At 60.0% G+C, this 13684-nt stretch carries 26 protein-coding genes; 25 read left to right on the forward strand and 1 reads right to left on the reverse strand.

Annotated features, from left to right (window positions below; translation table 11 throughout):
• The 4 genes from AC1DON_RS11625 to AC1DON_RS11640 all read left to right on the forward strand — a co-directional run.
• Window positions 1–280 (forward strand): EF-Tu C-terminal domain-related protein (locus AC1DON_RS11625; RefSeq protein WP_476934974.1); only part of this gene is annotated, 280 nt, incomplete at its 5' end.
• Between the two features lie 220 nt (window positions 281–500).
• Window positions 501–950: a hypothetical protein gene (locus AC1DON_RS11630; protein ID WP_476934975.1), complete on the forward strand. Its 450-nt coding sequence runs from the start codon at window positions 501–503 to the stop codon at window positions 948–950.
• A 106-nt stretch (window positions 951–1056) separates the two neighbouring features.
• Entirely contained in the window at window positions 1057–1686 is a 630-nt protein-coding gene (locus AC1DON_RS11635) for a glutathione S-transferase family protein (protein WP_476934976.1), read from the forward strand.
• A gap of 350 nt (window positions 1687–2036) precedes the next feature.
• The gene (locus AC1DON_RS11640; protein WP_476934977.1) at window positions 2037–3182 is read left to right on the forward strand and encodes a GNAT family N-acetyltransferase; all 1146 of its coding nucleotides are present in this window, start codon (window positions 2037–2039) and stop codon (window positions 3180–3182) included.
• 7 nt (window positions 3183–3189) lie between these two features.
• Here the strand turns inward: AC1DON_RS11640 and AC1DON_RS11645 are convergent, their stop codons facing one another.
• Window positions 3190–3621, reverse strand: coding sequence for an META domain-containing protein (locus tag AC1DON_RS11645; RefSeq protein WP_476934978.1), 432 nt, complete (start codon window positions 3619–3621; stop codon window positions 3190–3192).
• 430 nt (window positions 3622–4051) lie between these two features.
• On the opposite strand from AC1DON_RS11645, the gene rpsJ reads away from it, so the two are divergent.
• The 21 genes from rpsJ (at window position 4052) to rplO (ending at window position 13556) form a co-directional block, all read left to right on the forward strand.
• Window positions 4052–4360 carry a 30S ribosomal protein S10 gene (gene rpsJ, locus AC1DON_RS11650; RefSeq protein WP_006273890.1) on the forward strand — a complete coding sequence of 103 codons (309 nt, stop codon included), beginning with the start codon at window positions 4052–4054 and terminating at the stop codon, window positions 4358–4360.
• Window positions 4361–4372: 12 nt separating this feature from the next.
• Entirely contained in the window at window positions 4373–5101 is a 729-nt protein-coding gene (gene rplC / locus AC1DON_RS11655) for a 50S ribosomal protein L3 (RefSeq protein ID WP_476934979.1), read from the forward strand.
• A gap of 2 nt (window positions 5102–5103) precedes the next feature.
• Entirely contained in the window at window positions 5104–5736 is a 633-nt protein-coding gene (gene rplD / locus AC1DON_RS11660; RefSeq protein ID WP_476934980.1) for a 50S ribosomal protein L4, read from the forward strand.
• Window positions 5737–5741: 5 nt separating this feature from the next.
• The gene (locus tag AC1DON_RS11665; RefSeq protein ID WP_192619719.1) at window positions 5742–6038 is read left to right on the forward strand and encodes a 50S ribosomal protein L23; all 297 of its coding nucleotides are present in this window, start codon (window positions 5742–5744) and stop codon (window positions 6036–6038) included.
• Window positions 6039–6052: 14 nt separating this feature from the next.
• The gene (rplB, locus tag AC1DON_RS11670; protein ID WP_476934981.1) at window positions 6053–6889 is read left to right on the forward strand and encodes a 50S ribosomal protein L2; all 837 of its coding nucleotides are present in this window, start codon (window positions 6053–6055) and stop codon (window positions 6887–6889) included.
• 3 nt (window positions 6890–6892) lie between these two features.
• Window positions 6893–7171, forward strand: coding sequence for a 30S ribosomal protein S19 (rpsS, locus tag AC1DON_RS11675; RefSeq protein WP_476934982.1), 279 nt, complete (start codon window positions 6893–6895; stop codon window positions 7169–7171).
• Window positions 7172–7173: 2 nt separating this feature from the next.
• Window positions 7174–7557: a 50S ribosomal protein L22 gene (gene rplV, locus AC1DON_RS11680; protein WP_209726158.1), complete on the forward strand. Its 384-nt coding sequence runs from the start codon at window positions 7174–7176 to the stop codon at window positions 7555–7557.
• The gene (gene rpsC / locus AC1DON_RS11685) at window positions 7557–8318 is read left to right on the forward strand and encodes a 30S ribosomal protein S3 (protein ID WP_476934983.1); all 762 of its coding nucleotides are present in this window, start codon (window positions 7557–7559) and stop codon (window positions 8316–8318) included. The genes rplV and rpsC overlap by 1 nt, the downstream gene beginning before the upstream one ends.
• A 3-nt stretch (window positions 8319–8321) precedes the next feature.
• A complete protein-coding gene (gene rplP, locus AC1DON_RS11690) occupies window positions 8322–8756 on the forward strand; it encodes a 50S ribosomal protein L16 (RefSeq protein ID WP_476934984.1) in 435 nt (144 codons plus the stop codon).
• A gap of 5 nt (window positions 8757–8761) precedes the next feature.
• Window positions 8762–8968, forward strand: coding sequence for a 50S ribosomal protein L29 (gene rpmC, locus AC1DON_RS11695; protein WP_192619725.1), 207 nt, complete (start codon window positions 8762–8764; stop codon window positions 8966–8968).
• 12 nt (window positions 8969–8980) lie between these two features.
• Window positions 8981–9217 carry a 30S ribosomal protein S17 gene (gene rpsQ / locus AC1DON_RS11700; RefSeq protein ID WP_476934985.1) on the forward strand — a complete coding sequence of 79 codons (237 nt, stop codon included), beginning with the start codon at window positions 8981–8983 and terminating at the stop codon, window positions 9215–9217.
• Window positions 9218–9234: 17 nt separating this feature from the next.
• A complete protein-coding gene (rplN, locus tag AC1DON_RS11705) occupies window positions 9235–9603 on the forward strand; it encodes a 50S ribosomal protein L14 (RefSeq protein ID WP_192619727.1) in 369 nt (122 codons plus the stop codon).
• Complete coding sequence (rplX, locus tag AC1DON_RS11710; RefSeq protein ID WP_476934986.1) at window positions 9603–9917, forward strand: 50S ribosomal protein L24; 315 nt, start codon at window positions 9603–9605, stop codon at window positions 9915–9917. The genes rplN and rplX overlap by 1 nt, the downstream gene beginning before the upstream one ends.
• Entirely contained in the window at window positions 9910–10464 is a 555-nt protein-coding gene (rplE, locus tag AC1DON_RS11715; RefSeq protein ID WP_476934987.1) for a 50S ribosomal protein L5, read from the forward strand. The genes rplX and rplE overlap by 8 nt, the downstream gene beginning before the upstream one ends.
• Before the next feature lie 18 nt (window positions 10465–10482).
• Complete coding sequence (rpsN, locus tag AC1DON_RS11720; RefSeq protein WP_476934988.1) at window positions 10483–10788, forward strand: 30S ribosomal protein S14; 306 nt, start codon at window positions 10483–10485, stop codon at window positions 10786–10788.
• A gap of 18 nt (window positions 10789–10806) precedes the next feature.
• Window positions 10807–11205 (forward strand): 30S ribosomal protein S8, encoded by a 399-nt coding sequence (gene rpsH / locus AC1DON_RS11725; protein ID WP_192619731.1) that lies wholly within the window; start codon window positions 10807–10809, stop codon window positions 11203–11205.
• Window positions 11206–11247: 42 nt separating this feature from the next.
• Window positions 11248–11781 (forward strand): 50S ribosomal protein L6, encoded by a 534-nt coding sequence (gene rplF, locus AC1DON_RS11730; RefSeq protein WP_476934989.1) that lies wholly within the window; start codon window positions 11248–11250, stop codon window positions 11779–11781.
• 3 nt (window positions 11782–11784) lie between these two features.
• Window positions 11785–12138 (forward strand): 50S ribosomal protein L18, encoded by a 354-nt coding sequence (rplR, locus tag AC1DON_RS11735; RefSeq protein WP_476934990.1) that lies wholly within the window; start codon window positions 11785–11787, stop codon window positions 12136–12138.
• An 11-nt stretch (window positions 12139–12149) separates the two neighbouring features.
• Window positions 12150–12725: a 30S ribosomal protein S5 gene (gene rpsE, locus AC1DON_RS11740; protein WP_209726176.1), complete on the forward strand. Its 576-nt coding sequence runs from the start codon at window positions 12150–12152 to the stop codon at window positions 12723–12725.
• A gap of 3 nt (window positions 12726–12728) precedes the next feature.
• Window positions 12729–12905 (forward strand): 50S ribosomal protein L30, encoded by a 177-nt coding sequence (rpmD, locus tag AC1DON_RS11745; RefSeq protein WP_476934991.1) that lies wholly within the window; start codon window positions 12729–12731, stop codon window positions 12903–12905.
• 168 nt (window positions 12906–13073) lie between these two features.
• Complete coding sequence (gene rplO, locus AC1DON_RS11750) at window positions 13074–13556, forward strand: 50S ribosomal protein L15 (protein ID WP_476934992.1); 483 nt, start codon at window positions 13074–13076, stop codon at window positions 13554–13556.
• Window positions 13557–13684: the final 128 nt, after the last annotated feature.

Raw genomic sequence — 13684 nt, forward strand, 5'->3', positions numbered from 1 at the left:
CACCAAGTTCATCGCTGAAGCCTACATCCTGACCAAGGAAGAAGGCGGCCGCCACACCCCGTTCTTCACGAACTACCGTCCGCAGTTCTACTTCCGTACGACGGACGTGACGGGCATCGTGAAGCTGAAGGAAGGCGTGGAAATGATCATGCCGGGCGACAACGCCGAGCTGGACGTCGAACTGATCACCCCGATCGCCATGGAAGAGAAGCTGCGCTTCGCTATCCGTGAAGGTGGCCGCACCGTCGGCGCCGGCGTCGTCTCGAAGATCGTCGAGTAACCAAGGGCACGGCCCCTGGACCCGGAATCGCGACTGAGCTCATCAGAGTTCAAGCGGTGAGGGGACAGCCAGAACAACAGAACCCCTCCGGTGCAAACCGGAGGGTTTTTTGTTTATGGCGGAGGCAGGGCGGAGGTAAGAAACCCGCCCCTGACAACGATCCGCATTGACACTTTATACGTCAGTGCTACCTATGTCCGTGTTCAGAGATCGGGGTGTCATGGGTCGAGTCGTTGCTTTGGAGCGGGCGTTTGTCGGGTTGGCCGCTATTGGCCTGCTGGCGTCAGCGTGCGTTCATAAGCCGGCTGCCCCCGTAGCCGTCGCGGAACCGGAGCCGGCACCTGTCGAAGTGGGCGCGGTCAAGCGCGGCGATAATCTTTATGACGTGGTCTATATCGGCGACAGCGGCGATGCCAGGAGTTCGACCGAATACGTCCGCGACATGACCCTCTATCAGTCGGCAGAGCTGTGTCAGTCACAGGGCTTTGCGTATTTCCGCGCCAGCCACACGCCAGCCTATTCTACCCACGAGGCGCCGCAGACGCCAGTGGCCGAACAGCCCAGGCTGACCATGCAGGTGTCTTGCCTGCTGGCCGCTAATGACGCCACGGTGTCCTATGGCGTGAACGAGGTCATAGACCGCGTCCGGATCAGCTATAATTTAAAATAGCTTTTCGCTTTATCGCGATTTGTCAGTCCGTTTGCGGACTTTGGCGAGGTGCTGGTCTGGCGCCAGGCGCTGGTCTGTCTCTATCATGCCTTAACAGGAGGCATTCATGATCTTGATCGGCCAATACGACTCTCCCTTTGTTCGCCGCGTTGCCATCGCCATGACGCTGTATGGCTTTGTATTCGAGCACCGGCCGTGGTCTACCTTCGGCGACGGCGAAAGGATTGCGCCTTTCAATCCCCTAAGGCGCGTCCCGACCCTGGTGCTCGACGACGGCAGCGTCGTTATCGAGAGTGCCTGCATCCTCGATTGGGTCGAGGAGCAGAAGGGCGATGGCCATCTGATCGCCAAGTCCGGCCCGGAACGACAGAAGGCACTTTACTACATGGCCCTGGCCATGGGGTTTTCCGACAAATGCGTGGCGCTGTTCTACGAAAAGGTGCTGCATCAGCAGACCTCCGACATCTGGCTAAGCCGCCTGGAAATCCAGATCCCTGCCGTACTCGACAGGTTGAACGCCATCCGCGCCGAGGCGACGACGCCCTGGCTGCTTGGGTCTTACATGGGCCATGCTGACATTGCGCTGGGGTGCGCCGTCCGCCATGCCCGCGAAGCCCACGGAGACGCCATTGACTGGCAGCGGTGGCCGGCGCTGATCGCCCATAGCGAGGCCTGCGAGGCCTTGCCGATCTTCGACAGCATCTCGCAACCGTTTATAGGGCCATCGTCCAGCTAGAGCGATATGCCAAAGAGTGTGCAGCGGTTTTTGGCTAAATATCGCGACAAAACAAAAACCTAGAGCATGATGACGGTTCGACCTAAACGCATCATGCTCTAGTGTCGTGATTTCGAAGTTCGTATGATTTTGATATCGCCCTCCGAAACGAACTTCGAAATCGAGAACGACACTAGAATCTATGAGTTGCTAGTGTCCTTTTGGTTCTGAAATTCGCCCGAGGTCGATATCAAATGCGAGCGAATTTCAGAACCAGGACACTAGCCTTTATTAACTACCTTCGTTTCCGGCATTTCAATCATGTTGCGCTATCGTCGCCGGCAAATCGCTACCTTGCCAGATGGACGACCATGCCGCAGACCAACCGCATCGAGATCATCCGTCCTCAGGACCTGACGCCTGAAGACGAGACCTTGTGGACGGCCTTCTTGAGCGAGCGGCCAGACCTGCACGGTCCGTATTTCGATCTGCGCTACGTCAAGGCGATCGGCCGTGACGTGCCGCACGCCGGCGTCGCCCGTATCTGGCAAGGTGGCGAAGTCGCCGGCTATTTCGCCTATCAGGTTCGTTCGGGCACCCTCCAGCCGCTGGGCGCGCCGCTCAGCGACTATCACGGTATTGTCGGCAAGCTGGGTGTCAGCATCGATTTCGAAGCCCTGCTGCGCGCGGCAGACGCGCGCCATCTCGAATTCCAGGGCTGGGTCGGCAATATGACGGAGCGCGCGCCGGGCGTGAAGCTGACGCGCCGTGTGGCGGACGCCAGCCAGGGCTTCGACCATTGGTGGGGCACGCAGGACGCTGCGCACCACAAGTTCTTCAAGAACATTTCGCGCTGCCAGCGCAATATCGAAAAGGATTTCGGCGGTTTTGAATTCAGCTGGGAGCGCGTGACGCCGCACCTGCTGAACTGGGTGCTGGACATCAAGCGCGACCAGTATCGCAAGTCGGGCATGCACGACGTCTTCGACTGTGGCTGGACGCGAACCCTGCTCGACAACCTGGCGGCCTACGACGATGAGCGCTTCGGACTGCGCGCTGGTGTCTTCCGCAATGACGGCCGCATCGTCGCCGCCGAAATCTGCCTCGCCAACGGCGAGGACATTCACCTGTGGTTCCCGGCCTACGACCCGTATTACTATCGCTACTCGGTGGGCATCGTGCTGACGGTCGCCATCATTCGTCACATGGCTGACCAGGGCTACAAGCGATTCGATTTTGGTACCGGTGGCGAGGACTACAAATCACCGTTAACGACCGATGGCGGGATTTGCCTGGAAGGCGAATATACGCCGCATCCGATGCTAATAAGTGCACTTATCAATGTCGCAGCCAAGGCACTGCCGATGGCGGAGACCGAGTTCGAGACGGCGCGCCTCAGCCTGCGCCGCCGGATGAAACTGATCCGCGCCACGGAACTCGGCATGACAGGGTGGGGCAGGGCGCTGCTCAGCCTGACACAGCGTGCCGTTATGCGCTTTACCGACAAGGCCGCCTAAGGCGCGCTCACCTGGCGACGAAACGCGCCAGGGCCGTGGTCCGCCCCTGGTCGAGCGACAGGGTCGAGCCCGTCAGCGTATAGCTGTCGGCCGTGTTGAACACCGCCAGATAGGCAGCTTCCGTCTGCATGCCCTCAGCGCATGCCATGCGCGTGGAACCTACGCCGCTGAAACGTATACGCTTTTCCGGCAGGATCTCATAGCTGCCGGAGAAGCGGTTGCAGCCGCCGTGGCCATTTATCTTATTGTCCGTCGTCAGATTGAGCGTCGTCGGCCGCTCCGATTCGGCCACAGTCTGGCCGTTCAGTTCCACCAGCACCCATTCCTTGCCGGCCAGCTGAAAACTGGCCTCGGCTTGCGGCGCCGCACTGTAGACGCCGTCACTGGCGCATGCTGCCAGGAGGCCAGCGGACAGGCAAAGCGGCAACAGATGTTTCATGGCGCGTCTCCGGTTCATATAAATGAACGCTCACATGGTCAGTGCGATTGCAATTTTTCAATGTGGCGTTTAAGCGGGGAGGGCGTTGGCGTTTTTCGCAAAAGCTTATTTTATCCCCGCTTTCGTGAAATCGCCTCTTGACGTACGTGCCCCTCGCAAGTATGTACGCGCACTCTGTTAGATCGGCTGTGGCGCTGAAGCGTTAGACGCGGTCTGCAAGCATAATAACCAGGCCGTCCGGCAACCTCTATATAAAGAGACAATGGATGGTTTGATCAATGGCCCGCGGCGGGGTTTCCCGCTGTTGGGCTTTGTTTTTGCGGATTACGCGTCCGGACTGGTGGGCCTCCTTCGGGAACCTCGGTTACGGGCTGGTCTTTGAAATGGTTCACTGGACGCGTTAAACGCCCCTTTGAGGAAAACGAGCGATATGGATCGTCAGAATATCCGCATCAGGCTCAAGGCCTTCGATCACCGCGTCCTGGATCATTCCACGCGCGAAATCGTAAACACGGCCAAGCGCACTGGTGCCACCGTACGGGGCCCGATTCCCCTGCCTACGCTTATCGAGCGTTTTACCGTGAACCGTTCGCCGCACGTCGACAAGAAGTCGCGCGAGCAGTTTGAAATCCGCACGCACAAGCGCGTGCTTGATATCGTCGATCCGACCCCGCAGACCGTGGACGCGCTGATGAAGCTCGACCTGTCGGCTGGTGTCGACGTCGAGATCAAGATTTAAGGGGCGGCTCAGATGCGTACAGGTTTGATCGCCAAAAAACTCGGCATGACCCGCTTCTTCGACGAAGCTGGCCAGCACGTTCCGGTCACAGTTCTTTCGCTCGACGGCTGTCAGGTCGTTGCGCAAAAGACCCAGAGCAAGGACGGCTATGTCGCCCTGCAGCTCGGTGCCGGCACCAAGAAGGCCAAGAACACCTCGAACGCCGAGCGCGTTCGTTTCGCCAAGGCTCAGGTTGAGCCTAAGGCCATCCTCTCGGAATTCCGCGTTACGGAAGACGCCTTGATCGAGGTCGGTGCTGAGTTCACCGCCGATCACTTCGTCGAAGGTCAGCGCGTTGATGTCCAGGGCATTACCATCGGTAAGGGTTTTGCCGGCGCCATGAAGCGCTGGAACTTCGGTGGTCTGCGTGCGACCCACGGCGTCTCGGTCTCGCACCGTTCGCATGGTTCGACCGGTCAGCGCCAGGATCCGGGGCGTACCTTCCCGGGCAAGAAGATGGCTGGTCACCTCGGCGTCGAAACCGTCACCACCCTGAACCTGCAGGTCGCCCGCATCGATGCGGAGCGCGGCCTGGTGTTCATCCGTGGCGCGGTTCCAGGCGCTGAAGGCTCCTACGTCAAGATCCGCGACGCGGTAAAGAAGGCGGCGCCTGCCGGCCTGAAATTCCCCGGCGCGATTAAGTCGGCTGCTGCTGCGGCTCCCGCTGCTGAGGAAGCCCCTGCTCAAGAGGGTGCTGAATAATCATGAAACTCGACGTCATCAAGCTCGACGCCTCCAAGGCTGGCTCGGTCGATCTCTCCGATCTCGTTTTCGGGATTGCAGATATTCGCGCCGACATCCTGGCGCGCGTCGTCAACTGGCAGTTGGCCAAGCGCCGCGCCGGTACGCACAAGGTGCAGACCCGCAACGAGAATTCTCGTACGGGTAAGAAGATGTACAAGCAGAAGGGCTCCGGCGGCGCTCGTCACGGTTCGCGCCGTGCGCCGCAGTTCGTCGGTGGTTCGCGCGCCTTCGGTCCGGTCGTCCGTGATCACGGCTTCGACTTGCAAAAGAAGGTTCGTGCCCTCGGCCTGCGTCACGCCCTGTCGTCCAAGGTCCGTGACGGTTCGCTGATCGTCCTCGACGCGGCCGCCATTGACAGCCCTAAGACTTCGTCGCTCAAGGCTTCCTTTGAGAAGCTGGGCCTGAAGAACGCGCTGTTCATCACCGGTCCGGAAGTCGACGCCAACTTCGCCATGGCTTCGCGCAACATCCCCAATATCGACGTCCTGCCGACCGCGGGCCTGAATGTCTATGACATCCTGCGCCGTGAAAAGCTGGTTCTGACGAAGGCGGCGGTTGAAGCTATCGAAGCTCGCTTCGCAGTGGAGGCCTAAGAGTTATGGCTGCTACCATCCGCAATTTCGACGTGCTGCTGTCGCCGCACATCACTGAAAAGGCCTCGATTCTGGCTGAACAGAACAAGGTCGTCTTCAAGATCGCCCTCGACGCGTCCAAGGACGAAGTCGCTTCGGCCGTCGAAGCTATCTACAACGTCAAGGTCACCAAGGTGAACACCATTGTCACCAAGGGCAAGACCAAGCGGTTCAAGGGCATCAAAGGCCGCCGCAGCGACGTCAAGAAAGCGATTGTCACCCTGGCTGAAGGCCAGGTGATCGACATCACGACCGGCCTGTAAGGAAAGATTGAACAATGGCTTTGAAGCAATTTAATCCGACCTCGCCCGGCCGCCGCCAGCTCGTTCTGGTGGACCGTTCCGAGCTGCACAAGGGCAAGCCCGAAAAGTCGCTGGTCGAAGGTCTGACCAAGTCCGGTGGCCGTGGCGCCGGTGGCCGCATCGCTGTCCGCTTCCGTGGCGGCGGCGCGAAGAAGCTCTACCGCATCATCGACTTCAAGCGTCGCAAGTTCGACGTGCCGGGTACGGTTGAGCGCCTGGAGTATGACCCGAACCGTTCGGCATTCATCGCGCTGATCGTCTACGAAGACGGTGAGAAGGCCTATATCCTGGCGCCGCAACGCCTTAAGGCCGGTGATACGATCATCGCGTCCGACAAGGTTGACGTGAAGCCAGGCAACGCCGCCCCGCTGCGCGCGCTGCCGATCGGCACGATCATCCACAATGTGGAACTGAAGCCGCTCAAGGGTGGCCAGCTGGCTCGCTCGGCTGGCGCCTACGCCCAGCTGGTCGGCCGAGATGCCGGCTACGCTCAGATCCGTCTCGGTTCCGGTGAACTGCGCATGGTGCTCGACACCTGCATGGCCACTGTCGGTGCCGTGTCGAACCCTGACCACATGAACCAAAGCCTGGGTAAGGCTGGTCGCACGCGTCACATGGGCTTCCGCCCGCACGTCCGCGGCGTCGCCATGAACCCCGTCGACCACCCGCACGGTGGTGGTGAAGGCAAGACCTCGGGCGGCCGTAACCCGGTTACCCCGTGGGGTGTGCCGACCAAGGGTCGCAAAACTCGTACCAACAAGGCAACGGACAAGTTCATTATCCGTTCGCGTCACGTCAAGAAGGCTCGCTAAACCATGGCTCGCTCCATATGGAAAGGCCCCTTCGTGGATGGCCACCTTCTGAAGAAGGCGGACACCGCGCTCAGCTCGGGTCGCAAGGAAGTCGTTAAGACCTGGTCGCGCCGTTCGGTCATCATGCCGCAATTCGTCGGCCTGACCTTCGGTGTTTACAACGGTCAGAAGCATGTCCCGGTTCTCGTTAGCGAGGATATGGTCGGCATGAAGCTCGGCGAGTTCTCGCCGACGCGCAACTTCCCCGGTCACGCCGCCGATAAGAAGGCGAAGAGGAAGTAATCATGTCGCAGACCAAGAATCCTCGCCGCGTTGAAGCCAACGAAGCCCGCGCCAAGCTGGTTTCGGTGCGCATCTCGCCGCAGAAGCTCAACCTGGTCGCCGCTTCTATCCGCGGTCTCAAGGTTCAACGCGCCCTGAACGAACTGGAATTTTCGCGCAAGCGTATCGCCAAGGACGTCCGCAAGGCGCTCTATTCGGCGATCTCGAATGCCGAAAACAACCACAACCTCGACATCGACAACCTGGTTGTCGCCGAGGCCTTCGTTGGCAAGGGCATCGTCATGAAGCGTTTCGCTTCGCGGGCTCGCGGCCGTTCGTCGCGTATCATGAAGCCGTTCTCCGAACTGACGATTGTCGTTCGTGAACTCGGTCAGGAGGCCGCATAATGGGTCAGAAAGCAAATCCGATCGGTCTGCGCCTCGGCATCAACCGTACCTGGGACTCGCGTTGGTTCGCGGCCCGTACGGAGTACGCCAAGCTGCTGCACCAGGACCTGAAGATCCGTAAGGAACTGAAGGAAAAGCTGAATGCTGCCGGCGTCAGCCGCATCATCATCGAGCGTCCGCACAAGAAGTGCCGCGTCACCATCTACGCCGCCCGTCCGGGCGTCGTGATCGGTAAGAAGGGCGCTGACATCGACAAGCTCCGCAAGGACGTGTCGAAGCTGACCGAAGGCGAAGTGTTCCTGAACCTCGTCGAAATCCGCAAGCCGGAAGTCGACGCGCAACTGGTTGCCGAATCGATCACTCAGCAGCTGGAGCGCCGCGTGGCCTTCCGCCGCGCCATGAAGCGTTCGATCCAGTCCGCCATGCGTCTGGGCGCCAAGGGCATCCGCATGAACCTGTCGGGCCGTCTCGGCGGCGCGGAAATCGCCCGTATGGAATGGTACCGTGAAGGCCGCGTGCCTTTGCACACCCTGCGCGCCGACATCGACACCGGCTTCTCCGAAGCTCTGACCACCTATGGCATCATTGGTGTCAAGGTGTGGATCTTCAAGGGTGAAGTCCTTGAACATGATCCGATGGCGCAGGACAAGCGCTGGACTGCGGAAGCGGCCGGCCCGTCGTCGAGCGAACGCTCTGAACGTGGCGATCGTGGCGATCGTAACAACCGCGGCCCGCGCCGCGATCGTAACAAGGAGGCCTAAGCCATGATGCTTCCTAAGCGCACAAAGTACCGCAAGGCCTTCAAAGGCCGCATCCACGGCAATGCCAAGGGTGGCTATACGCTCAACTTCGGCTCCTATGGCCTGAAGACCGTTGAGCCGGATCGTCTGACCGCCCGTCAGATCGAAGCTGCCCGCCGCGCCATCACCCGCCAGATGAAGCGCCAAGGCCGCGTCTGGATCCGTATCTTCCCGGATCTGCCCGTCACGGGCAAGCCGGCCGAAGTCCGGATGGGTAAGGGCAAGGGGGCTGTGGATTACTGGGCCGCCCGCGTGGCGCCAGGCCGTATCCTGTTTGAAATCGACGGCGTGCCGGACGACATCGCGCGTGAAGCGCTGCGTCTGGGCGCTGCGAAGCTGCCGGTTTCCACCCGCGTCGTGACTCGTCTCGATGCCGGCGTTGCCGCCGCTGCGGAGTAATTGATATGACCAAGATCGCTGATCTGCGCAGCAAGACAACCGACCAGCTGCACGAAGAACTCCTGAGCCTGAAGAAAGAGCAGTTCAACCTGCGCTTTCAGAAGGCAACGGGCCAGTTCGAGAAGACCCACCGCGTCAACGAAATCCGCAAGGATGTCGCGCGCATTCAGACCCTGCTGACGGCTCAAAAGGCCGCGGCGAAGTCTGCCTAAAGAGGATAGACCATGCCCAAACGCATTCTTGAAGGTCTGGTTGTTTCCGATAAGGGCGACAAGACCGTGGTTGTGAAGGTGGAACGCACGATCCTGCACCCCGTTCTTAAGAAGACGGTGCGTCAGTCGAAGCGCTATCACGCTCACGATGAGAACAATACCTATAAGGCCGGCGAAATCATTCGTATCATCGAATGCGCGCCCAAGTCGAAGCTGAAAACGTGGGAAGTCCTCCCGCGCGAAGCGTGAAACCAGGAGTTTAAGTCATGATTCAGATGCAAACTAACCTGGATGTCGCCGACAACTCTGGCGCTCGCCGGGTCATGTGCATCAAGGTGTTGGGCGGCTCGAAGCGCCGCTACGCCTCGGTGGGCGACCTGATCGTCGTTTCGGTCAAGGAAGCTATTCCGCGCGGCCGCGTGAAGAAGGGTGACGTCCTGCGCGCCATCGTCGTTCGCACGTCCAAGGACATCCAGCGCAAGGACGGTTCGGTGATCCGTTTCGACACCAACGCCGCCGTTATCGTAAACAAGTCGAGCGAGCCCATTGGCACGCGTATCTTTGGGCCGGTCCCGCGCGAACTTCGCGCCAAGAACCACATGAAGATCATCTCGCTGGCTCCGGAGGTCATCTAATGTCTGCCAAGATTAAGAAGGGCGACAACGTTGTTGTCCTGACCGGCAAGGACAAGGGCCGCAGCGGCACCGTCCTGAAGGTCCTCCCCGAAGACAGCCGTGTTGTTGTCCAGGGCATCAACATGGTCCAGCGCCATACCCGCCCGTCGCAAAGCAACCCGAACGGCGGCATCGTCAACAAGGAAGCGTCGCTGCACGTTTCCAACGTCGCCCACGTCGATTCGAACGGCAAGCCGACCCGTGTCGGCTTCAAGATCGAAGGCGACAAGAAGGTCCGCGTTGCCAAGACGACCGGAGATGTCATCAATGGCTGATACTTACACCCCGCGCCTCAAGTCGGTTTACCTGGAAACGATCCGGGCCGCCCTGAAGGAAGAGTTCGGCTACACGAACGAAATGCAGATCCCCAAGCTCGACAAGATCGTCGTGAACATGGGTATCGGTGAAGCGACTGCCGACTCCAAGAAGGTCAATTCGGCCATCAAGGACCTGGCGGCCATCACCGGCCAGAAGCCTGCGCCTACGCGTGCCCGTCAATCCATCGCCGGCTTCAAGCTGCGCGAAGGCATGGTGGTCGGCGCCAAGGTGACGCTCCGTAAGGAACGTATGTACGAATTCCTCGACCGCCTGATCACGATCGCGCTGCCGCGCGTGAAGGACTTCCGCGGCCTGAACGGCAATTCTTTCGACGGCCGTGGCAACTACGCCATGGGCCTGAAGGAACACATCGTTTTCCCGGAAATCAACTACGATCAGATCGATCAGATGTGGGGCATGGACATCGTTGTCTGCACCACGGCCACGAGTGACAAGGAAGCCAAGGCGCTTCTGAAGCACTTCCAGTTCCCGTTCATTTCGTAAGGCGGGAGAGAGACACAAATGGCAAAGAAATCCGCTGTCAATCGCAACGAGATGGTCAAGAAGCTGGTCGCGCAATACGCTGCCAAGCGCGAGGCCCTCAAGGCGACCGCAAATGACGAAAGCCTGCCGCTTGAGGAGCGCTTCGATGCGCGCCTGAAGCTGGCCAAGCTGCCGCGTAACTCGAACCCGACACGCATCCGCAATCGTTGCGAACTGACGGGCCGTCCGCGCGCCTTCTATCGCAAGATGAAGATCAGCCGTATCGCCCTGCGCAAGCTTGGTAACGAAGGCCAGATTCCTGGTCTGACCAAGGCCAGCTGGTAAGGGAAGGGGACTACACACATGTTCGTCAATGATCCTCTCAGCGATATGATCGCCCGCATCAAGAACGCCGCCATGCGCAAGCGTTCCAAGGTGCTGACCCCCGCTTCGAAGCTGCGCGGCCGCGTGCTCGACGTCCTCAAGGACGAAGGCTACATCCGCGGCTACGAAGTTCTGGAAGTTCCGGGTGAGTTCCCGCAGTTCGAAATCGAACTGAAGTATTTCGACGACCAGCCGGTCATCGCGGAAATTGCCCGCGTGTCCAAGCCAGGCCGCCGCGTCTATTCGTCGATCAAGGACCTGAAGCCGATCAAGAACGGCCTTGGGATCTCGATCCTGTCGACGCCCAAGGGCGTCATGTCTGACACTGCCGCCCGCGAAGCTAACGTCGGTGGCGAAGTTCTCTGCCGCGTCTATTAATAGACGTGGTCTGAGGACACTTAAGGCACAAAAGGTTTTAAAATGTCTCGGATCGGTAAAAAGGCCATTTCTGTCCCGAACGGTGTGAATATCACGCTGTCGGGTCAGGACGTGACCGTAAAGGGCCCCAAGGGCCAGCTCGACTGGAAGGTCGTCGAAGAGATCGAAGTCAAGCAAGAGGGTAATGTCATCCACATTACGCCTCGCGGCGAAACGCAGCGCCACAAGGCGATGTGGGGCCTGTCGCGTACCCTGATCGCCAACATGGTCAAGGGCGTCACGGACGGTTACGAAGTCGGGCTTGAAATGGTCGGCGTCGGTTACCGCGCCGCCATGCAAGGCACGAAGCTTGAGCTGTCGCTCGGCTTCTCGCACCCGGTCGTCATCGATCCGCCCGCAGGCATCAAGTTCGAAGTGCCGAAGCAGACCGAAATCAAGATCATCGGTATCGACAAGCAGGCCGTCGGCGAAATGGCCGCCAAGGTCCGCAAGATCCGTCCGCCTGAGCCTTACAAGGGCAAGGGTGTTAAGTACGCCGGCGAAAAGGTTCGCCGCAAGGAAGGCAAGAAGAAGTAAGTCATGGCCCTGTCTCCTCGTCAGCAAATGGCTCGCCGCGCGCAACGCAATCGTACGCGCCTCAAGAGCCTCGCCAATGGTCGTCCGCGTTTGTCGGTCTTCCGTTCGGACAAGAACATCTATGCCCAGATCATCGACGACGCCACCGGCGTTACCGTGGTTGCCGCTTCGTCGCTGGAAGGCGACAAGAAGCAGGGTTCGGACCAGGCCGCCGCTTCGGAAGTCGGCAAGCTGGTTGCGCAGCGCGCAATCGAAAAGGGCGTCAAGGACGTCGTCTTCGATCGCGGCGGCTATATCTATCATGGCCGTATCAAGGCGCTGGCGGAAGCCGCGCGTGAAGCCGGTCTTAACTTCTAAAGGTAATCCTCATGGCACGTCCAAGTGAAAACCGCGGTGAGCGCCGCGATCGTACCGAGGAACCCTCGGAATTCGTTGAAAAGCTCGTCGCCATCAACCGCGTTGCGGCTACCGTCAAGGGCGGTCGTCGTTTCTCGTTCGCTGCGCTGATGGTCGTTGGTGACCAGAAGGGCCGCGTCGGCTACGGTCATGGTAAGGCACGCGAAGTGCCGGAAGCCATCCGCAAGGCGACGGAAGAAGCCAAGAAGTCGCTGATCCGCGTTCCGCTTCGTGAATCGCGCACGCTGCACCATGACGGTTACGGCCGTTGGGGCGCGGGCAAGATCCAGATGCGCGCTGCCCCTCCGGGCACGGGCGTCATTGCCGGCGGTCCGATGCGCGCCGTTCTCGAAACCCTGGGTGTTTCGGACGTCGTCGCCAAGTCGCTCGGTTCTTCCAACCCGTACAACATGGTTCGCGCCACGTTTGAAGCGCTGAAGGTGCAGTCTTCGCCCCGTCAGATCGCGTCCAAGCGCGGCAAGAAGGTCGCTGACCTGCTGAAGAGCCGTAATGACGGCGCTTCGTCGCCCGAAGCTCTGGAGGGCTAACTAATGGCTACCGTCAAAGTAAAGCAGACCGGTTCGCCGATCCGCCGCACCAAGGACCAGCGCGCGACGCTGGCCGGCCTGGGCCTGAACAAGATGGGCCGCGTCTCCGAACTGGAAGACACCCCGTCTGTCCGTGGCATGATTGCCAAGGTCGCCCACCTGGTGCAGGTCGTCGACTAAGGTTGAATAAGATTGTCGAGGGCGCGGATATCATCCGCGCCCTTGATTCTTTGAGAGGCGTGCTGTAACAGGCGCGCTTCGTTTGCGTATCGCCGCAGGGTGACCGCGACATAATTTGTTTTCAAGCCGAGTAGGGCGATGCCCTGCGCTCTTTAGAGGATAGGCAACATGACCAAGCTGAACGAAATCCGTGACAACGAAGGCGCCACCAAGGGCCGTATGCGCGTGGGCCGTGGCCCCGGCTCGGGCAAGGGCAAGACCGCCGGTCGCGGTGTGAAGGGCCAGAAGTCGCGTAGCGGCGTCTCGCTGCTGGGCTTCGAAGGCGGCCAGATGCCGCTGTACATGCGTATGCCTAAGCGTGGCTTCAACAACCCGTTCGCCCTCAAGCTGGCTGAAGTCAATCTGTGGCGTCTGCAGGACGCCATCGACGCTGGCAAGCTCGATGCCTCCAAGCCGGTTGACGGCGCGGCCCTGGTTGCCGCCGGTGTCATCCGCCGCGAACTGGACGGCGTCCGTGTTCTGGGCGAAGGCGAACTGAAGGCCAAGCTCGACATCACTGTCTGGTCGGCGTCCGCATCGGCTGCCAAGGCCATCGAAGCCGCCGGTGGCAAGCTGACGCAAAAGCGTCCCGTCAAGACCGCCGAAGCCTGATTGACGTTTTGATGACCATACCCCATATGGGCTGAGGGCCGGGCAGGGGGCGTTTCACAGATTCGCCGCCGACTGATGCCGTCTTCCCATGTGGGGATAGGATGTGAGGCTTTGTAAGTCTCGCTGAA

The sequence above is a fragment of the Asticcacaulis sp. P4_H10 genome, from assembly GCF_056400965.1.